The sequence below is a fragment of the Devosia sp. LjRoot16 genome, from assembly GCF_964252795.1.
Taxonomy (GTDB): domain Bacteria; phylum Pseudomonadota; class Alphaproteobacteria; order Rhizobiales; family Devosiaceae; genus Devosia_A.
This window is the reverse complement of record NZ_CAXUPH020000001.1, coordinates 1,961,073-1,979,844: the sequence shown is the minus strand read 5'-3', so window position 1 is coordinate 1,979,844 and position 18,772 is coordinate 1,961,073. Positions and strand designations below refer to the sequence as shown.

The following is an 18,772-nucleotide window of genomic DNA, read 5'->3' as shown; positions in this document are numbered from 1 at the left end:
CGATGAATCTCCGCCACCTGGCGCTCGCCGCCGCCTGCCTCATTGGCCTCGCCGCCAGCCCGGTCGCCGCGCAGCAGCACGTCACCATGGCCCTCGATTGGACCCCCAATACCAACCACATCGGGCTCTATGTGGCGCGTGAGCTTGGTTACTATGCCGAAGCCGGGCTCGACGTCGAAATCCTGCCTTACACCGACACCTCCGCCGGCGCGCTGGTGGCCAACCATGTCGCCGATTTCGGCATTGTCGGTTCCATCGGCTTCATGACCCAGCGCGCCGCCGGCGCCGACCTCAAGGGCGTCTACGCCGTTACCCAGACCGAAACAGGTCGGCTGGTGTTCAATGCCGACCGCGCCGATATCCAGCGCCCGCAGGATCTCGATGGCCTGACCTATGGCGGCTTCGGCAGCGCCTGGGAGAATGCCCTGATCACCTCGATGATCCGTGCGGATGGCGGCGAGGGCACGTTCGAAACCGTGACGCTGGGGACCTCTGCTTACGAGGCGCTGGCCAATGGCGCAGTGGATTTCACCCTCGAAGTCTACACCTGGGAGGGGGTCAAGGCCGAACTCGATGGCAAGGCCCAGCGCGCCTTCCGCTATGCCGATTTCGGCGTCCCCGACCAGCACACCACCCTGATCGGCTCCAGCGAGGCGTATCTCGGCGCCAACCCGGAAACCGCCACTGCGTTCATCAGCGCGACCGAGCGCGGCTACGCTTACGCGGTCGAGCATCCGGACGAAGCCGCCGATATCCTCATTGCCGCCAATAGCGACGTCCTGACCGATCGGACGCTGATCCGCGCCTCGCTGCAGGCCTTGATCGACGGGCACTATCTGCAGAGCGCCGATGGCGTGATTGGCGCCATCGCGCCCGCCAAGATGGAAGCCATCGGCCAGTACCTCTTCACCGCCGGCATCCTGCGCGACGGCAATGGCGTGGTGCTGGCAGACAAGCCTGACTTCTCTCCTTACTTCAGCAACCAGTACCTGCCGGCCGAATAGCTCATAACTGCGGCGCTCAATCTCCGGGTTGAGCGCTGCACCGGCTTACTCTTCCCATCATCCAGGTTCGGAGCTGTGGACGCGTGTTGCCGCCTCTCTCGGCGGGCTCTGCCGACCGAAATCGGCACACATCCCTCGCCAGACCACCTTCGCGCCGATTTTCATTGGTTGGCGCCGCTGAAATCGGCAACGAGACCGCGGGCGCCCGGCACGATCATCACCCCGTCGCTGTCGCAATCGAAGAACTTCGCCATCGCCCCGAGCCCCCGCGCCGTCCCGTTGGCCTGTTCGGCGGCGGCATCCACTATGGCGACAACGCAGCCCGGCGCATCCCGCAGCCCCACCTTACTGACCACCAGCGCTTCGGCGCTGCGGCCATCGACGTCGATCAGGAAGCGAAGCACCGCTGCCTGGACACCGTCTTCGTCCTCCAGCCATTCCACCGTCTTGCCGACGCTGTTGAAGGCCGAGAAGGTCTCGAACGCCTCGTTGCGCACGCCGAAATCGACGTCCATCCGCGCATCGCCTTCCGAGACGAAGACGTCGAACCCGCCATGTCCCGGGCAGCGGAGGTCCGCGCCACCCGCTTCCTCGTAGACCTTCAGCACCTCGCATGCGTCGAGGTCGAGCGGCGTGTAGCTGCTCTGTGCCGACGCCGGTCCAGCAGCGAGGGCGACGACGGCTATCAGGACGCTGACGAATGCTGTGCGCATGGCGACTCTCCTCTGCTGATCCGGCAAGTGTCAGCTGCCGGTGCGGAAAATGTAAGGCCCCGGCGGGAGGCTTAGCGCTGCGCCTAATCCTCCTCGACGAACACTTCCTTGCGCTTCCGCCGGATCGCCGGCAGCAGCGCGACGATCACCGCGGCCAGCGCCATGGCCAGCAGCACCGCCGAGATCGGTCGCTCGACGAACACCAGCGGGTCGCCCTTCGAGATGATCATGGCGCGGCGCAGGTTCTCTTCCAGCGGCGGGCCAAGCACGAAGCCGAGCAGCAGCGGCGCCGGTTCGCACCCGACCCGGATCAGCACGTAGCCGAGCACGCCGAAAAAGCCGATGGCGTAGATGTCGTAGACATTCTGGTTGATCGAGTAGCAGCCGATGCAGGCAAACAGCACGATCGCCGGGAACAGCGCGCGATAGGGGATCGAGAGCATCTTCACCCACAGCCCGATCAGCGGCAGGTTGAGCAGCACCAGCAGCACGTTGCCGATCCACATCGAGGCGATGATGCCCCAGAACAGCGCCGGCTGGTCGTTGATGACATTCGGGCCCGGCGTGATGCCCTGCAGGATGAACGCCCCAACCATCAGCGCCATCACCGGATGAGCCGGGATGCCCAGCGTCAGCAGCGGGATGAACGAGGTCTGGGCCGCGGCATTGTTGGCCGATTCCGGCCCGGCAACGCCCTCGATGGCGCCGTGCCCGAACTCCTCGGGATGCTTCGAGAGCCGCTTTTCGACCGAGTAGGAAGCAAACGAGGAGAGGATGTGCCCACCGCCCGGCAAGACGCCGAGCAGCGAGCCGAGGCCGGTGCCGCGCAGCACCGGCGCAATGATGCGCTTGAAGTCGGCCTTACCGAGCCAGAGGTTGGTGACCGACTTGACCATCACGTCGCGCCCCTTCTCGTTCTCGAGGTTGCGGAGAATCTCGGCGACCCCGAACACCCCCACCGCGACCGAAACGAAGTTGAGCCCGGAATAGAGCTCGCGGATGCCGAAGGTGAAACGCGGCGTGCCCTCGTAGATATCCTGGCCCACCATGCCCAGCAGCAGGCCGAGCACGATCATCGCCAGCGCCTTGAGGATCGAACCATGCGCCAAGGCGATCGAGACGAGGAGGCCAAGCACCAGCAGCGAGAAATATTCCGGCGCTCCGAAGCTGAGCGCGGCCCGCGCCAGCGGCGGTGCGGCGAAAGCCAGGAGCAGCGTGGCCACCGTGCCGGCAAAGAACGAACCGAGCGCCGCAGTGGCGAGGGCCTGCCCGGCCCGCCCCTTGCGCGCCATCTGGTAGCCATCGATCGCCGTCACCGCCGACGAGCTTTCACCCGGCAGGTTGATCAGGATCGCCGTGGTCGAACCGCCATACTGGGCGCCGTAATAGATGCCGGCGAGCATGATCAGTGACGCCGCCGGCGACAGCGAAAAGGTGATCGGCAGCAACATCGCGATCGTCGCCGTGGGCCCGATGCCGGGCAGGACGCCGACCAGCGTCCCCAGCAGCACGCCGATGAAGCAGTAGAGGATGTTGATGGGGTCGAGGGCGACCGAAAAGCCGAGCCCGAGCGAAGCGATGATATCCATCGTTACCTCCTATTGCCCGAGCCAGGGGCCGAACATCGGCACCCCCAGCCCCAGGCCGATCTTGAAGATCAGCGTGCAGAGCACCGTCAGCGCCACCGCGAGGAGCGCGGCGAACAGCGGCGAATTGAGCCGGCTGGCGAGCGCCGTGGCGAAGGCCGAAATGAACGCCACCGGCACGAACCCGAGGCCGCGGACGGTGGCGCCGAAAAAGCCGATGGTCGCCAGCACCAGCACGAGGCCGCGCCACGGCACCGGCAGGAGCTTGTCGCCCGCCGGCTTCTGCCAGCCACTGGCCGCAATGCCGACGCCCAGCAGCGCCAGCACGCTGCCGAGCAGCAGCGGAATGTAGCCCGGTCCCATGCGGAAGGCGGTGCCGAGCTTATAGTTCAGCGACTCGAGCGCGAAATAGGCGCCCGCAGCGACGAAGATGCCGCCTGCCACCAGCTCCCTGGTCGAAAATGTCGTAGCCATCTCGGCTCTCCTCGGTGCCGCCTGCCCATTGCGCAGCCCGAGCCATCTCACGCCGCGTGCGGGGGAGATGGCCCGCGGACCTCATGGGTCCGCGGGGGACTGTTGCTGGAAAAGCGGGAGTTGACGCTTAGTCGGCGTAGACGCCGGCGGCTTCGATCACCCCGCGCCACAGCGCGATCTGGCTGGCCAGTTGCTTGGCGAGCGCATCGGGCGTCGCTTCCGCGGCGGTGACCGGGGTCGTCCCCAGTTCGGCGAAACGGCTGATCACCGTCGCGTCGGCCATCGCCTTCTGCAGCGCCGTCTCGAGGCGTGTGACGATCGCCGCATCGGTGCCCGCCGGGGCATAGAGCCCGTGCCAGACCGTCACCTGCACCTGCTCGAGCCCGCTCTCGGCAGTGGTCGGCAGGTCCGGCAGCGTGGCCAGCCGCTCAGGCGAGGTCACCGCATAGGCCTTCACCTCGCCGGCCCTGATCTGGCTGGTGGTGTTGGTCGACTGGTCGCAGATCATATCCACCTGGCCGCCGATGATGTCGGTCATGGCCGGGCCGGCGCCCTGGTAGGGCACGGTGGTCATCGGGGCATCGAGCGCGTCCATCAGCAGCATGCCGCAGAGCTGGCTGGCGGAGCCGATGCCGGCATGGGCATAGGTGACGTTCTCGCCATTCGCCTTGATATAGGCGGCGAGCTCGGCAAGCGTGTTGGGCTCGAAATCCTTGCGCGCAACCAGCGTCATCGGCACTGCGGTGATCAGCCCGATCGGCGCGAAATCGGTCTCGGGTTTGTAGGGCAGGCTGCGGTAGAGCGTCGGCGCGGTGGCCATGCCGATATGGTGCACCAGCAGCGTGTAGCCATCATTGGGCGCCGTCGCCACCTGCCCGGCCCCCAGCGTGCCGCCGGCGCCGCCGACATTCTGCACCACGACCTGCTGGCCGAGATCCTGGCTCATCACTTCGGCGATAAGCCGGGCCACCGTATCGGTCGGGCCGCCGGCCGAGAATGGCACGACCACGGTAACGGGCTTGGTCGGGTAATCCTGCGCCAAGGCGGCGCCGGTCAGTGCGAGGCCGGCGGTCAAGGCGCCGGCGGCGAGCGTGCGCAGAAGCGTGTGCATGTTGTCTGGTCCTCCCATTGGACGGCCGCCGGGTCTCGGCGCCCTGTCCCGACCTTTGCAACCGCCGTGCCAATCGCAGAAAATGCAGGGCTGATATGCAATCGCCGCAGGTTATGCTAGCGGCTTGGGCGGAAAATTGCTCACCCTTGTGGGCGCCATCGGCAAGAAATTGCCAAGGAGGGTCCCCTGGCTCAGGGCCGGTTGCGTGAAGCCCTGCACGTCCGTCACCTCGCCTGGGGTGGCGCGGCGCTGCTGCTCATGGGGCTCGCCGGCTGGGCCGGGTTCGAACTCGCCTTCGCCTCGGCCATCAGCAATGCGCAGGACGAGACCGAGCGCCGCCTGGCGCTGTTCGACCGTACCCTCGAAGCCATCATCGAGCGCTTCCATTACCTCCCCGCCACTATCGGTCAGGCCGCCGAAGCGCATGCCATCCTGCGGCAACCGGGCGACGAGGCCGCCCGCAACGCCGCCAACGGCTTCCTGTCGAACCTCAACAACACGGCCGGCGCCAGCGAGACCTTCGTCATGTCCACCGCCGGCAGCGTCGTCGCTGCCTCCAATTGGTGGGCCTACGACAGCCTCGTCGGCCAGAACTTCGGCCACCGCCCCTATTTCGAAGACGCACTGAACGATGGCGACGGGCGCTTTTATGCGGTCGGCGTCGCCACGGGCGTGGCGGGCTATTTCCTCTCCGAGCGGATCGATGGTCCGGACGGACCACTGGGCGTGGCCGTGGCCAAGATCAACCTGGGTGAGATCGAAGCCAACTGGTGGCGCTCCGGCGAGCTGATCGGCATCGTCGACAATAACGGCGTGGTCATCCTGTCGACCCGCCCCGATTGGCGCTATCGCCTGCTGGCGCCCGGCGTCGCGGCCCCCGCCGATGCAGCACTGCGCTATGGCGACAATGGCGTCGGCACTGAGCCGATCACCACCGACATCTGGCCAAGCCGCGGCGCCCGCTTCGCCCATATCGGCGGCAGCGATGCCGAGGCCTCGGGCTATTTCGTCGTCGATGAGCTGCGCCTGCCGCGACACCAGTGGCGGATCGTCTCCTTCACCCCCGTGGCGCCACTGACCCGCTGGGGGCTGGTTGCCGCGGCGGCAGCGGCGCTCGGTTGCGCGGCACTCGTGCTGATCGCCATCCTGCTAATCCAGCGCCAACGGCACGTGGCGCAGCGCCTCGCCGAGCATGATCGTCTCGAGCAGCGCGTCGCCGAGCGGACCGAAGACCTCCACACCATCAACGAGCAGCTGCGCGCCGAAATCGCCGATCGGGTGCGGGCCGAGAAGGCCGAACGCGAGGCCCAGCACGGGCTGGTGCAGGCCGCCAAAATGGCGAGCCTTGGCCAGGCTTTGGCCGGCGTGGCGCACGAGGTCAGCCAGCCGATCGCTGCGCTCACCACCCACCTCGCCAGCGCCCACCTGCTGGCCGATCGCCGCGGTGACCAGGACATTGCGCCGGTGCTCTCGGCCATGGACAAGGTGGTCGAGCGTCTCGCCACCCTGACCGGTCATCTCAAGACCTTCGCCCGCAAGGAAACGCTGGTGGCGGCGAGCGCCGATGCCCGTCTCGCCATCGCCAACGCGCTGGACCTGACCGACCACAAGCTGCGTCAGTTGGGCATCGACGTCGAGTATCGCCGGCCCGATGCTCCGGTCACCGTCGCCATCAACCCGGTGCACCTCGAGCAGGTGCTGATCAACCTGATCGCCAACGCCGCCGATGCCATGGAAGCGACGACCATCCGCGTCCTTTCCATCGGCGTCGCGACCGACGACGGCATGGCGTGGATCACCGTCGCCGACACCGGCGCCGGCATCGCGCCCGGCGAGCTCGCCAACCTGTTCGATCCGTTCTACACCACCAAGGCGGCCGGCAAGGGCCTTGGTCTCGGGCTGTCCATCTCCTATGGCCTGGTGCGCAACAGTGGCGGCGACATTGCCGTGACCAGCCACGCCGGTCGGGGCAGCAGCTTCACCGTTACCCTGCCGCTCCTCCCCGCCTTCACCAGAAGAGTACCCGCATGACCGAGCCCGCCGTCCTCATCGTCGACGACGAAGACATGGTGCGCACGGCGCTCGAACAGTGGCTCCGCCTCTCGGGGTTCGCGACCACCACCGCCGCAAACGCCACCGAGGCCTTGGCGCTGATTGACGACCGGCACCCGCATGTCGTCCTGACCGACGTGCGCATGCCCGGCCTGTCCGGCCTCGACCTCTTGGCGGCGCTCGGGCAGCGAAGCCTGCCCATCGAGGTCATCCTCATCACTGGCCACGGCGATGTGCCGATGGCGGTGGAAGCCATGCGCGCCGGCGCCTTCGACTTCCTGCAAAAGCCCTATGTACCCGACCAGCTGATCCGCACCATCACCCGCGCCGCCGAGCAGGCGCGGCTGAAGCGCGAAATCGCCGAACTCCGCCGCAAGCTCGATGGTGGCGAGACCGAGCTCGCAACCCGCCTCATCGGCGCCTCGGGCGGCATCGAGGCATTGCGCCGCTCCGTGCTCGAACTGGCCGGCATCCCGGCCGATGTCATCATCCTGGGCGAGACCGGCACCGGCAAGGAGGTGGTGGCGCGCTGCCTCCACGATTTCTCGCCGCGCGCCAAGGGCCCGTTCGTTGCCGTCAACTGCGCCGCCATCCCGGCCGAGCTGATCGAAAGCGAGCTGTTCGGCCACGAAGCCGGCGCCTTCACCGGGGCCGGCGGCCAGCGGATCGGCAAGTTCGAATACGCCAATGGCGGTACGCTGCTGCTCGACGAGATCGAGTCGATGCCGCTATTGGCCCAGGCCAAGGTGCTGCGGGTAATCCAGGAGCGGGTCGTTGAGCGCCTCGGCTCCAACCGCCAGGTCCCGCTCGATTTGAGGCTCATTGCCGCAACCAAGGCCGACCTCGCCGCCGAGAGCGCCGCCGGCCGCTTCCGCGCCGACCTCTACTACCGGCTCAATACCGCCACGCTCACGCTGCCGCCGCTGCGCGAGCGCGGCGACGACTGCGTGCTGCTGTTCCACTACTTCCTCGGCGCCGCCGTCCGCCGCTTCAACCGGCCCACCCCCAGCCTCCATCCAGCCGACGTGAGCGCCCTCATGACCCATGCCTGGCCCGGCAATGTCCGCGAACTGAAGGCCGCCGCCGACCGCTTCGCGCTGGGCCTCGACGCGACGGGCCGGTCGCTGGCCGACATCCTTGGCACGCGCGTACCCGTCATCTCGGGCGCCAGCCTCGCCGATCGCGTCGCCGCCTACGAACGCCACCTGATCGAGGCCGAACTCGAACGCCACCAGGACTCGGTCTCGGCCGTCGCCGATGCGCTGCAGGTGCCACGCCGTACCCTGAGCGAAAAGATGGCCCGGCTGGGCGTGAAGCGGTGAGGCGGCCGCGCAGGTAAGGCGGCTGCCTTGTCAGTGAGCGACGAGATCCGCCGTCTCGATGCTCCCCGATCGTTTTGCCGTTCCAGTGTCGGATCGCCATGATGACAGCAGCTCGTGGGCGGCCATTTTGCACCCAGTTGCAGCTCGCACCTCGACGCTGTGCAGCTCGGTGAGGGCGTAGGTTCGCCGCGTGCCGCACACCGCTCCGTCATTGACAAAGACCTCGATGACGCCGGCGTCGAAGAACAGCTGCAGCCGCGTGAGGCGGATCGGCTGCGAGCGATACGCAATCCCCGTGCTTGCGTCTTCCGGCACGCTGATCCGCAGGCGGCCGTCGGCATGCTCAAGCGTGAAGCTCTGTCCGCTCATCGTGCGAGCCACGACAACCAGCCCATCCAGATCTCCCTCCAGCTCGAGCTCCAGCGCTCGACTGCCGGCAGGAAGCACAGAGCTTCCATCCCGCAACTCGACAGGTCTGCCGCGCAGGGGGTGCCGACGCCTCGCTACGAATGCGGCCGGTTACAATGGGCCACAAAAGCCGAGATCGCTTTCGCGCCTCGAAGGCTGCCCGCCATGTCGGTTTCGTGACCGCCGGCGGTCATGCGAAGCCAACCATTGGCGGCAAAGGCCTTGATGAACAAGGAATTGCCGGCGATGTCGTTCGATGTGAAGGACGGCATTTCATCTTGATCGGTCTTGCCGGCGAGTTGCAGCGTCTGATTGCCCGAAACCAGCGTGATCTCGGTCAGATCGCCGGGGACGCCGGCGATCCCCGCGAAGATGCGCCCGCCGCCCTCCTCGCAGGAGAAGTTCAGCGGCTGATCGTCGGTATCCGCTACCTCATAGGCCAGAATGGCCGGACGCGTCCGATCCTCCTCGTCGATCCGGATCGCCCAGTCATAGCCGTCCGTCGGCTTCGGCACCGGGCTTTGCGCCGCTGCACCGACCTGCGATGCAAGCAAAAACAAACCGCAGACCAGCACGAAGTATTTGCGCATAATGACCTTTTCGGCAATCTTGTTGACGGACGACACGTTCACGGGCAACCCCTGCGTTTGCCTGCAGCATCTTGCAGTTCAGCCCAACTCTCCAGCTTCTCCCGGAGTACCATGCGTACCATCAGCATTCTTTCCGTTCTCCTCTCGCTGACGTTGCTGACGACCGTCCCCGCCTCCGCCGCCCCGAACGAGGCGGCGCCCGATCTCGGCGCCTATGTGGGCAAGTACGTCTTCGACAACGTCGAGGGCGTGAGCTTTCTCGAGCATCCCCTGGTGCGCGCCGCGATCGAAGCTGCTGCGCCTCAGGGCCCGGTGCGCGACCAGATGTATGTCACTGATGCGGTCACCACGCCTGTCATCAAGGTGGGGCAGCGGCTTTATGTCCGCAGTTACGACCCGGCTAGTGGTGGCGACGTCAACTGGGGCATCCTGATCGCCCTCGATGGCAGCAAGGCTGCGCTCTGCTATTCGGAGGGTGTCGAGCCGGATGTGCGTGGCGCCGACTGGTATGCCGAAGGCGAGAAGGCCTTCACCCTCTTTCTCATGTGCCCGTCCGAAGCCGGAGAGATCGAGGAAACCCTCGGTGACTGGCCGATCGGCCCCATCCCGGGCTGACCGCCATAGGCGTCGTCGCCGCAGCCCGGCGTCTGTGTCCGACGCATGCGACGCACCGCAGCGGCTCATTGATAGCTCCACTCGATAACGGCCAGATCCGATTGGCCGCCGGGCAGCTCCCAGTGCGCGTAATCGCCATAGGTGACGACCTGCACCTTCCTGCCGGACGGCTCGTGGACGAAGTACATGCTGCAATAGCCGTCGCCCGAACAGGATTCGAGCTCGGGCAGCTGCCGACAGATATTGGTGTCGTCTTTCGGGCCGCCAGGACGGCCGTAGACATTGGCATCGCATTGCGGGTCGACGAGTGGTGTCCACGTCGCGCCGAGTATGGCGGTGCGGAACTGCAGGTAGTTCATCTGCTCGTCGACGATGCCGTCGAGCTGTCCCGTTTCGACCGCATGGGCGGCGACCGCGCTTGTTACGGCAAGCCCGAACAGGACGACGTATTGGAACGGACGAAAACGCTTCATTGCATGCTTCTCCTTGGCGGCGTCAGCCGCGTGGCCCCTTGGCCAATGCCCATTCCCGCACCAGGTCGCTCGCCCGGCCCAGCCACGTCCGGGCAGCGTCGGGCTGACGAAAGTTGCAGCCGAAATCGAAACGCAGCGAGCTTGTCCGATCGCCGCGTTGCCAGCTCAGCGCTCCCGTCCCCTGGTCGGTGACCGCTCCGTCGCAGGGCAATTCACGCAGCCCCTCGAGCGGCTGCAGTATCGCGCGGATGCGCGCAAAGCCTTCTGGTCCGGCGTTGAACTGGCCTTCCGCCTCGATCCGGACAGTCGTGCGGTAAGACCCCCGCCCCGAACGATCGATCGACCATTCGGTCCGACCGCCGCTCCAACCATTGCCGGTGCCGACATAGGAGATCCGCTCAGGCGTAACTGCAGACGAGGAGTCTCGGGACGCCTCTTGTGAACCGGCCGTGCCGGCCAACGTCACCGCGAGCAAGAATGCGAGAGACCGGCTCATTGACCCGCGCCTAGCGCGTCGTCTTGCCTGTATCGAAATCGTGCACGAACAGCCCCGCCTTGCGGCTGTCGAACAGCGCCTGCAGATCGCAGCTCGCGCTCTGCTGCTTCTTGCAGTTCGTCTGCGCCGCTTGCTTGGCGCGCCGGGCCGACGTCTCGGTGGTCGCGCTGTCGTTGTTGCCGCCCAGGCGATACGCCTGGATGAAGCCGTTGCCGGTCAGCGCGTTGGTTTCGCACGGCAGCGACGTGTCGGCGCTGCACGCCTCGATCGCCGCGGCGCTCGCGGCATCGGCACTACGGTAGCCGCTCGCGACGTAGAGTTTGGCGTTGTAGCCGTCGTCGGCACCACCGACGACCCATGCGGACGCGGCGAAATACTTGCGCGCCTTGGCGCCAGGGAAACGCTGGTTGGTACTGGCGCGGATCGTTGCGAAAACCTCGCATGGCAGCAGCTGCTTGGCCGAACATTCAGCCATCACCTGATTGCGATCGGCGCCGCCCTCACCGAGCCAGCCCCTGTAGAAGTATCCCTCTTTGTCGCGGATGATCGCGATCGATGAGTTCGACCAGGTGCCGCCCGACGTACAGCCGCCACCCATCACCCTGTTGCACGCGTCGAGCGCACCTTGCTCGCCGATATTGTTCGCGCCGCTGTAATTGCCGTCGACCCAGACATCGGCGGCGTCGACATGCCAGGCGATCGCCGCAAAGCTGCCATCGCTGGGCGCCGAGGGTTGCTCCGGCGCTGCGCCGCTGTCATCGCGAGCACATAGAGGTGTCGGGGCGACGCCGGGGCCATTGGGGGCCATCCCCACCAGCCGCTCCCCCGGCCCGGGGCCGTTGCAGGGATAATGCTGCGCCTGCGCCAACGCCGGCGACAGGCACCAGACAAGGGCGATCAACAGCATTTGCCCAACCCAGCGCATATCGCCGAAACGCTTCATCATGTTCATCCTGTGGTGTTGAGATAACAGGCGATCATCGGATCTCCCGTCCCGAAAGAAGATTTCGGCGACCGGCTGCGATCCGGCCCTCAGTGGCGCGAGAAATCTGCGAACGGCTTCTAATCGCCACGAGCGGCACTCGACTTGACGAGGCAATATGCAAATAACTCATGCGATGAGTGCCGATGGCCAAAGCGCGTTGACCGAAGACGCAGATGCGCGGATCGAGCTGCGCCGGATGACCCGACAGCTCGGGGTGGTCTACTGGGCCTCGGTCTTCCTGATCGCCAGCCTGCTCTGGCACTTCGTCGGTGTCGACGCATGGGTATCGGCGCCGGGAAAGCTGGTCTGGATCACCGCCAGCATCGTCATCACCTTCGCCATTTCGGCGCTGCTGCTGCGCTGGCGCAATTTGTCCTTCCTGCACAAGGCGATCCTGTGCTTCGTCCTCACGCTGCTCTGCTCACCGTTTTCCGCCAGCATCGATTTCCTCATTGCATCCTGGTACTTGTGGCCGCAGAAGCCGGCTTTCGCGCCACGCGATTTTGTCTACAGCCTGATCGAAAACAGCTCGTTCCTGTTTGGCTGGGCGTGCCTCTATGTGGCGATGCTCTACAGTCACGAAGTGCGCCAGCAGGAGCAGCGGCTTGCGGCAATCCGGGAAGAGGCGCTCAAAGCCCAGATGCGGGCGCTGCGCTATCAGATCAATCCGCATTTCCTGTTCAACACCTTCAACTCCATTGCGGCGTTGATCGAAGAAGGCATGCCAAACGAGGCCAAGCGGATGGTCGTCGTCCTGTCGGAATTTCTGCGGACGACGCTGACCCTCGATCCGTTGAGCGATGTTCGCCTGGATCGGGAACTGGCGCTGCAGCAGGACTATCTGGCGATCGAACGCGAACGCTTTTCCGATCGGCTGAATTTCGCAGTGGATGTGCCCATCGAATTGAACGGCGCGCTCGTACCCAGCCTGATCCTCCAGCCTCTGGTCGAGAACGCCATCAAGCACGGCGTGGGGCAGGCGAGCGCGCCGATGTTGATTCGCATCGAAGCCGCGGCGGTGAATGAAGACCTCAGGTTGGTGGTCACCAACGATGTCGCTCCCGATCGCGCAACGACGGAACCTCCCTCGACCGGGATCGGGCTGGCCAATGTCAACGAACGGCTTGCTGCCCGGTTCGGCGCCCGAGGGCGATGCACTGCAGGCTATGACGGTCAGGGGAAATGGGAGGCGGTCGTCGAGCTGCCGCTACGTTACGAATGAGTGGATTTTCGGTGCTGATTATCGACGACGAGCCGCTCGCACGCGGCCGGATCCGGCGCGCCCTGGCGGCAATGGCGGACGTCTATGTCGCGGGCGAAGCGGCCAATCTCGCCGAGGCCGGGATGCTGATCGAGCGATTGCGCCCCGATGTCATCACGCTCGATATTCAGCTGCCGGGCGGTACCGGCTTCGACCTGCTGGAGCGGCTTGGTCCGGCGGCGCCGGCAACGATATTCGTGACCGCCTTCGACCATCAGGCCCAGCGTGCCTTCGACGCCCATGCCATCGATTATGTAACCAAGCCGCTCGAACCGGCGCGTTTGCAGCTGGCAGTCGCGCGGGCCTGCGCCCGGCTGCGGGCCAGCTCAAACGAGGAACGGGTTGGCGAGCTTCAGGAAGTGATCAGGGCACTGCGGCACGCACTGCAGCAGACCGAAGGTGCCGGGCCGGATTTCTGGGTGCGCTCGCGCGGCGACTATCGGCGCCTTGCCTTGCACAACGTCACGCACATCGTTGCCGAGCGCGACTATGTCCGCATCTTCAGCGACGGGGAAAGCCACCTGCATCAGGAGAGCCTGACATCGCTGGAACGGCGGCTGCCGCCGAGAATCTTCGTACGCGTGCATCGCGGTGCGATCATCCGCAGGGATGCCATCGTTCGCTTGCGGACCGCGCAGTTTTCGACCTTGATCGTAGAACTGGTCGGCGGCAGCGAAATCCGTGTCGGGCGAACCTACGCGGCCAAAATGCGTGCCGAACTGGCGCGAGGCGTGATCCCGGATGTGCGCTGAGGCGGCCGGCTTTCGCCGGGATTCAGCGGATGTAACGCACGAGCTTACAGGCGTTGTGTGAGCCGGCAGGAGGCCACTGGCCTCCCGCCTCACTCATTCGATGCCGGTTACTTCGGGTACTGGATGGTCTGGTCGATAAAGTCGTTGGTGAAGGCGGTCGCCGGATCGTAGGCGGTGATCTCGAAGGCTTCCGAGACGAGGCCATAGTCGGCGGTGACACGAGCCGGATCGAAGGCGCCGATCGGCAGCGTGTTGCCCGTACCCGGCATCACCTTGGAGGCAAATTCGAGTTCACGTGCTGCGTCCTCGGCCTTCATGCTGACGGCGCTCGACAGGGCCTGGCTGCAGGGCTCGGGGGTGGCGAGGCAGTAGGCAAAGGCGCGCTGCAAGGTCTGCACTACGGCCTTGACCAGCTCGGCCTTGTCGGCCGCCGCCTTGCCATTGGCGAAGTAAGTCAGGCCGTAGGGGTTGAGGCCGTGGTCACGCAGCAGGGCAAAGCCCAGGTCATCGCCGAACACGTCCTCGTAGACGAAGTGCACGCTGTACATGTGCGTGGTGGCGTCGATCGAGCCGGATTGCAGCGCTGCCACCTTGGCGGTGGGCTGGATGTTGACCCATTCCACCGAATCCGCCGCGATACCCATGGCCTTGGAGATCGGCCCCCAGAACTGGCGAGCCGCGTCGGAAGCAGGCGCGCCGAGCTTGTGGCCGGCGAGATCGGCCACCGTGTTGATGCCCGAACTCTTCTTCCAGTAGATGCCGTTGGCGCTGTCATTATAGGCGACGAAGACCCCGACGATGTCGCTGCCCTGCCCCTTGAACTGCAGGGCCGTCGGCATGTCGATAATAGCCATGTCGACCTGGCCGACCCCGAGCGCCGTCGCGGCAGCGCCCGAGCCGTTGCCCTGGATGATTTCGAGGTTAACGCCGGCGTCGCTGAACCAGCCTTCCTGCTGCGCGTAGTAGAGCGGCGCATGGTCGCCGCCGGCCTTCCAGTTGAGCATGAGCTTGAGCGGCTCGGCCGCGAAGGCGCTGCCGCTCATCAGCACGGCCATAAGGGCAGCGCTGGTCGTCGCAATCTGTCTGATCATCGGTTTTCCTCCCAAAAGGGTCTGATGGCCCGTCGGCCTCACTCCATGCCGAGCAGGGCGTATATCTTCTTGGTGTAGTCACCGAACTTCTCGCTGGTCTTGACCGCCAGGGTACGGGGTTCGGGGAGATCGATGTCGAAATGGGCGGCCATGCGGGCCGGGCCGGCGGTCAGCACCGCGACCTGCGAGCCGAGGAACACCGCTTCCTGGATGCCGTGCGTGACGAAGAGAATGGTCTTGCCGCTCTCTTTCCAGATCCGCATCAGCTCGAGGTTCATGCGCTCGCGGGTCAGTGCGTCGAGCGCGCCGAACGGCTCGTCCATCAGGATCAGCTTGGGGTCATGCACCAGCGAGCGGGCGATCGAGGCCCGCTGCTGCATGCCGCCCGAAAGCTGCTGCGGGAACGCATCGGCGAACTTTTCCAGCCCCACCATGGCGAGCAGGTCGAGCGCCCGCTCACGGCTGGCCGCACGCGGCAGCCCGAGAATTTCGGCGGGCAGCATGACGTTATCGACGATGGTGCGCCATTTGAGCAGCAGCGCCTGTTGAAACACCATGCCGATGTCGCGACCTGGGGTGAACGGCGACTGCGAGTTGCCGATCTCGATGGTGCCGCCATCGTGGCCATGGAGGCCTGCGAGGATCTTGAGCAGCGTGGACTTGCCGCAGCCCGACGGACCAACGATCGACACCAGCTCCCCCTCGTCGATATCGAGAGTGACGTCGGAAACGGCGAGGAACTCCTTGCCGCCGAACTTGTAGACCTTGCGGACGCCGTCGAGGCGCATGAAGGCCGGGCGATCGGGCATATTGCTCATGCCGAAATCCCCTTGCGCGTGACAAAGACGTATTCGAGCAGCGCGACCATGCCGTAGAGCAGCACCCCGAGCCCGGTGATCAGGATCAGCGCCATCATCATCGCCGAGGTATTGAGCGCGTTCTGCTGGATCAAGAGGAAGTAGCCAAGGCCACTGTCGGAGGCGATGAACTCGCCCACCACGGCGCCGGCCACCGCCAGCACGGCGGCAACCTTCATGCCCGAGAACACGAAGGGCAGCGCGCCGGGCAGCTGGATCTTGCTGAAGATCTGCCAGCGGTTGCCCTTGAGCGAACGCACCAGGTTGATCAGGTCGGGCTCGACTTCCATCAGCCCGCGATAGGTGGTGAGGACGATGGGGAAAAAGCAGATCGTGAAGGCGATCAGCATGTTAGGCACGATGCCGTAACTGAACCAGATGATGAACAACGGCGCCATGGCCACCTTGGGCACCATGTTGAGCGTGACCAGCAGCGGCATCAGCGCCGCATTGAGCGGCGGCACCCACACGAAGATGACGGCCAGCGCCACCCCAACCACGGTGGCAATGGCATATCCGCCGAAAATCTCCGCCGCCGTCACCCAGATGTGCCGGAACCAGTTGTAGGACGGTTCGGCCAGCGCCATGGCGGTCTCGATCGGGCCGGGCATGATGTAGGCCGGCACCTGGCCGACCGTCACCACCACGTGCCACAGCACGACGAATCCGACATGGGCAAGGATGGCGTAGAGATACCCCAGCAGGAATTTGGGCATCGCGGCGGAACTCCTAGAGCGCTTTCAGGAAAAGTTGCAAACTACCCCGGTCAGAAAGCGCGACAAAATCAATGGCTTAGAATTCGCCCGAGCGGACTTCGAACTTGGATGGCTTGCCGAGCGTCGGCTTGCCCGACTTCACCCACTCGCCGACCCAGCGGACCATCGGGTCGATGGAGACGACCGGGTTGCCGAAGATGCCGTTGGCCTTGTCGCAGTTGACCAGGAGGCAGGTGTCGCCCTCCTCGTTGGCGAACTTGGGCTCGACGCCGAACAACTCACCGAAACGGTGCGCGAGGTAGCGGATACTGAGCGCTTCCGGGCCGCCGACATTGATCGGACTGGCCGGCGTTTCGCACTGCGCAAGCATGCGCAGGAACTGCGCGTTGGCATCGCCCTGCCACATCACGTTGGCATGGCTGGTGGCGACCGAGATCGGCTTGCCCGACAGCACCCAGCTCGCCACCTCCTGCATCACGCCGTAGCGCGGATCGATGGCATAGACGAAGCGCATGATCCGGCCGGGCGTATCGTACTTCCTGGAGTAGTACTGGAAGGTGCGCTCGCGCCCGACGACCGAGTTGGCATACTCGCCCGGCCGCGCCATCGGCAGGTCGCGCTCGGTGACACCGCCATGCAGCGGGTTGGACCATGGGTAGACATGGATGGTGGAGAACGAGACGATCCGGGAGTCGCGGAAGGCTTCCGCGGTGATTTGCGGCGCCACGGTATTCATGGCCCACAGGAAATCCTCGCGGCCGCGATAGTCGAACTTGAGGCCGGCCATGTAGATAACGTTGGCGACCTTGGGCAGCGCGTTGACCGCATCGCGATCAAGCAGGTCGCAGCGGATGGTCTCGATGCCCCAGGAGTTCAACCGCTCCTCGAGGCCCGCTTCGGAGAACCGCGACACGCCGATGACCCGCTTGCCTGGCGCGGCCTTCTTGGCCATGCGCGCCATGGTGACGCCGATCTTGCCGCCAACGCCCAGGATCATGATGTCGCCGTCGAGGGCGTTGAGATCTTCGATCACCCCCTGGGTCGGCACCGACATGAAATCCTCCAGATGCTCGACATCATGGAAGTACTCCGGCAGGGCGTCGGCAGTGAGAATGTTCGGAACGGCAGGGCGGGACATGGACGCTTCCTTGGTCATGCATCAGGCGACGAGCGGCAGGTCCTGTCCGCGGTCGGACAGCCAGCGCTCGAGATTGTTGGCGACGAAACGATCGTCGTTCATTTCGGGGTACTGCCGGTAGACGCGGTCGATCTCCCCGAGCTGCCCGGGGCTCAGCGTCTCGGCCGGATCGAGGCACCAGGTGCCTTTGACGAGGCCTTGCCGACGCAGCACTTCGAGGCAGCCCGGAATGCAGCCACGAAGGTTGTTGTTGGCGTCATAGATGGCGGCGTTGCAATCGGTGACGATGGAATCGAGCGCCAGCACATCCTGCGGCACCGGCGCATCGTCGGGCACGGCGTGGATGCGTTCCAGCATCTCCACCGCCGAGCGGACCCAGATACTCCAGTGCCCCAGCAGGCCACCACGAATGCGCGCCCGCTGCTCGGAGCGGCCATCATCGGAACGGACCACGAAGGGCACCATCAAATCGAGGCCAATGTGGTCGTCGTTGCCGGTATAGAGCGTCACCCGCTCGGCTGCGCCGGCATCGTAGACGGCCCGGATGATGTCGAGCGTGCGATAGCGGTCGAACGGCGCCAGCTTGATAGCGACGACATTGTCGATGCCGGCAAAGCGGCGCCAGAACTCATAGGACAGGTGGAAGCCACCGACAGCCGGCAGCAGCGCGAAGCCGACGATCGGCATCTCGCGGGCGACGCGGCGGCAGTGCTCGAGGATTTCGTCCTCGCTCGCCCCCTTGAAGCGCGCCAGGTTGAGCAGCGCGGCGTGGTAGCCGAGGCCGCGCGCCGTATCGATCTCGGCCAGCGCCTGCTCGGTCCGTCCGGTGACGCCGGCGATCAACAGTCGATCGGGGCCACCCCAGTCGCGCATCGTCTCGGCGGCAAGCTGAAGGACGGGCGCGTAGAGGCCCTTCTCACGGATGGCGAACTGGGTGGTGTGTACACCCACCGCGACACCACCGGCGCCGGCATCGGCATAGTAGCGGGTGATGGCGCGCTGGCGCGTCCGGTCCAGCTGGCGCGCTGCATCGAGCACCAGCGGATGCGCCGGCAGCACGGTGCCCCGGCGCAGGGCCGCGAGCGCGTTAGCGGGAATGTCTGAGACGGTGCGGTGCAACTGGGACCC

The 18,772-nt window shown here is 65.5% G+C and carries 20 protein-coding genes; 6 read left to right on the top strand and 14 right to left on the bottom strand.

Annotated elements, in window-relative coordinates; translation table 11 throughout:
• The first annotated feature begins 2 nt into the window (after positions 1 to 2).
• On the top strand, positions 3 to 1,004 hold the full coding sequence (locus ACSQ23_RS09445; RefSeq protein ID WP_436090441.1) for an ABC transporter substrate-binding protein: 1,002 nt from the start codon (positions 3 to 5) through the stop codon (positions 1,002 to 1,004).
• A 161-nt stretch (positions 1,005 to 1,165) separates the two neighbouring features.
• On the opposite strand, the gene ACSQ23_RS09440 is transcribed toward ACSQ23_RS09445, so the two are convergent.
• From ACSQ23_RS09440 to ACSQ23_RS09425, 4 genes are all read right to left on the bottom strand, one after another.
• Positions 1,166 to 1,717, bottom strand: a complete 552-nt coding sequence (locus tag ACSQ23_RS09440; RefSeq protein WP_436090440.1) for a hypothetical protein — start codon at positions 1,715 to 1,717, stop codon at positions 1,166 to 1,168.
• 83 nt (positions 1,718 to 1,800) lie between these two features.
• Positions 1,801 to 3,306: a tripartite tricarboxylate transporter permease gene (locus ACSQ23_RS09435; protein WP_436090439.1), complete on the bottom strand. Its 1,506-nt coding sequence runs from the start codon at positions 3,304 to 3,306 to the stop codon at positions 1,801 to 1,803.
• A gap of 9 nt (positions 3,307 to 3,315) precedes the next feature.
• The gene (locus tag ACSQ23_RS09430; RefSeq protein WP_436090438.1) at positions 3,316 to 3,777 is read right to left on the bottom strand and encodes a tripartite tricarboxylate transporter TctB family protein; all 462 of its coding nucleotides are present in this window, start codon (positions 3,775 to 3,777) and stop codon (positions 3,316 to 3,318) included.
• Between the two features lie 127 nt (positions 3,778 to 3,904).
• Positions 3,905 to 4,888, bottom strand: a complete 984-nt coding sequence (locus tag ACSQ23_RS09425; protein ID WP_436090437.1) for a tripartite tricarboxylate transporter substrate-binding protein — start codon at positions 4,886 to 4,888, stop codon at positions 3,905 to 3,907.
• 201 nt (positions 4,889 to 5,089) lie between these two features.
• On the opposite strand from ACSQ23_RS09425, the gene ACSQ23_RS09420 reads away from it, so the two are divergent.
• Positions 5,090 to 6,919, top strand: a complete 1,830-nt coding sequence (locus ACSQ23_RS09420) for a sensor histidine kinase (protein WP_436090436.1) — start codon at positions 5,090 to 5,092, stop codon at positions 6,917 to 6,919.
• Positions 6,916 to 8,262: a sigma-54-dependent transcriptional regulator gene (locus ACSQ23_RS09415; protein WP_436090435.1), complete on the top strand. Its 1,347-nt coding sequence runs from the start codon at positions 6,916 to 6,918 to the stop codon at positions 8,260 to 8,262. Before ACSQ23_RS09420 ends, ACSQ23_RS09415 begins: the two co-directional genes overlap by 4 nt.
• Before the next feature lie 30 nt (positions 8,263 to 8,292).
• Here ACSQ23_RS09415 and ACSQ23_RS09410 read toward each other — a convergent pair whose 3' ends face one another.
• On the bottom strand, positions 8,293 to 8,643 hold the full coding sequence (locus ACSQ23_RS09410) for a GH32 C-terminal domain-containing protein (protein ID WP_436090577.1): 351 nt from the start codon (positions 8,641 to 8,643) through the stop codon (positions 8,293 to 8,295).
• A gap of 122 nt (positions 8,644 to 8,765) precedes the next feature.
• Positions 8,766 to 9,302, bottom strand: coding sequence for a hypothetical protein (locus tag ACSQ23_RS09405; protein ID WP_436090434.1), 537 nt, complete (start codon positions 9,300 to 9,302; stop codon positions 8,766 to 8,768).
• Positions 9,303 to 9,371: 69 nt separating this feature from the next.
• Between ACSQ23_RS09405 and ACSQ23_RS09400 the strand changes: the two genes are divergently transcribed.
• Positions 9,372 to 9,875, top strand: coding sequence for a hypothetical protein (locus tag ACSQ23_RS09400; protein ID WP_436090433.1), 504 nt, complete (start codon positions 9,372 to 9,374; stop codon positions 9,873 to 9,875).
• Between the two features lie 65 nt (positions 9,876 to 9,940).
• Here ACSQ23_RS09400 and ACSQ23_RS09395 read toward each other — a convergent pair whose 3' ends face one another.
• The 3 genes from ACSQ23_RS09395 to ACSQ23_RS09385 are packed head-to-tail and all read right to left on the bottom strand — an operon-like array spanning position 9,941 to position 11,787.
• A complete protein-coding gene (locus ACSQ23_RS09395) occupies positions 9,941 to 10,348 on the bottom strand; it encodes a hypothetical protein (protein WP_436090432.1) in 408 nt (135 codons plus the stop codon).
• A 22-nt stretch (positions 10,349 to 10,370) separates the two neighbouring features.
• Positions 10,371 to 10,844, bottom strand: a complete 474-nt coding sequence (locus ACSQ23_RS09390; protein WP_436090431.1) for a hypothetical protein — start codon at positions 10,842 to 10,844, stop codon at positions 10,371 to 10,373.
• A gap of 10 nt (positions 10,845 to 10,854) precedes the next feature.
• Positions 10,855 to 11,787, bottom strand: coding sequence for a DUF4189 domain-containing protein (locus ACSQ23_RS09385; protein WP_436090430.1), 933 nt, complete (start codon positions 11,785 to 11,787; stop codon positions 10,855 to 10,857).
• Between the two features lie 157 nt (positions 11,788 to 11,944).
• Here ACSQ23_RS09385 and ACSQ23_RS09380 point away from each other — a divergent pair, with 157 nt between their 5' ends.
• Positions 11,945 to 13,051 (top strand): sensor histidine kinase, encoded by a 1,107-nt coding sequence (locus tag ACSQ23_RS09380; protein ID WP_436090429.1) that lies wholly within the window; start codon positions 11,945 to 11,947, stop codon positions 13,049 to 13,051.
• Between the two features lie 11 nt (positions 13,052 to 13,062).
• On the top strand, positions 13,063 to 13,842 hold the full coding sequence (locus ACSQ23_RS09375) for a LytR/AlgR family response regulator transcription factor (RefSeq protein WP_436090428.1): 780 nt from the start codon (positions 13,063 to 13,065) through the stop codon (positions 13,840 to 13,842).
• 107 nt (positions 13,843 to 13,949) lie between these two features.
• Here the strand turns inward: ACSQ23_RS09375 and ACSQ23_RS09370 are convergent, their stop codons facing one another.
• From ACSQ23_RS09370 to ACSQ23_RS09350, 5 genes are all read right to left on the bottom strand, one after another.
• On the bottom strand, positions 13,950 to 14,933 hold the full coding sequence (locus tag ACSQ23_RS09370) for an ABC transporter substrate-binding protein (RefSeq protein ID WP_436090427.1): 984 nt from the start codon (positions 14,931 to 14,933) through the stop codon (positions 13,950 to 13,952).
• A 38-nt stretch (positions 14,934 to 14,971) separates the two neighbouring features.
• Complete coding sequence (locus tag ACSQ23_RS09365; protein WP_436090426.1) at positions 14,972 to 15,751, bottom strand: ABC transporter ATP-binding protein; 780 nt, start codon at positions 15,749 to 15,751, stop codon at positions 14,972 to 14,974.
• Positions 15,748 to 16,506: an ABC transporter permease gene (locus ACSQ23_RS09360; RefSeq protein ID WP_436090425.1), complete on the bottom strand. Its 759-nt coding sequence runs from the start codon at positions 16,504 to 16,506 to the stop codon at positions 15,748 to 15,750. The genes ACSQ23_RS09365 and ACSQ23_RS09360 overlap by 4 nt, the downstream gene beginning before the upstream one ends.
• 76 nt (positions 16,507 to 16,582) lie before the next feature.
• Positions 16,583 to 17,644 carry an NAD-dependent epimerase/dehydratase family protein gene (locus ACSQ23_RS09355; RefSeq protein WP_436090424.1) on the bottom strand — a complete coding sequence of 354 codons (1,062 nt, stop codon included), beginning with the start codon at positions 17,642 to 17,644 and terminating at the stop codon, positions 16,583 to 16,585.
• 21 nt (positions 17,645 to 17,665) lie between these two features.
• Positions 17,666 to 18,763 (bottom strand): dihydrodipicolinate synthase family protein, encoded by a 1,098-nt coding sequence (locus ACSQ23_RS09350; RefSeq protein WP_436090423.1) that lies wholly within the window; start codon positions 18,761 to 18,763, stop codon positions 17,666 to 17,668.
• Between the last annotated feature and the right edge of the window lie 9 nt (positions 18,764 to 18,772).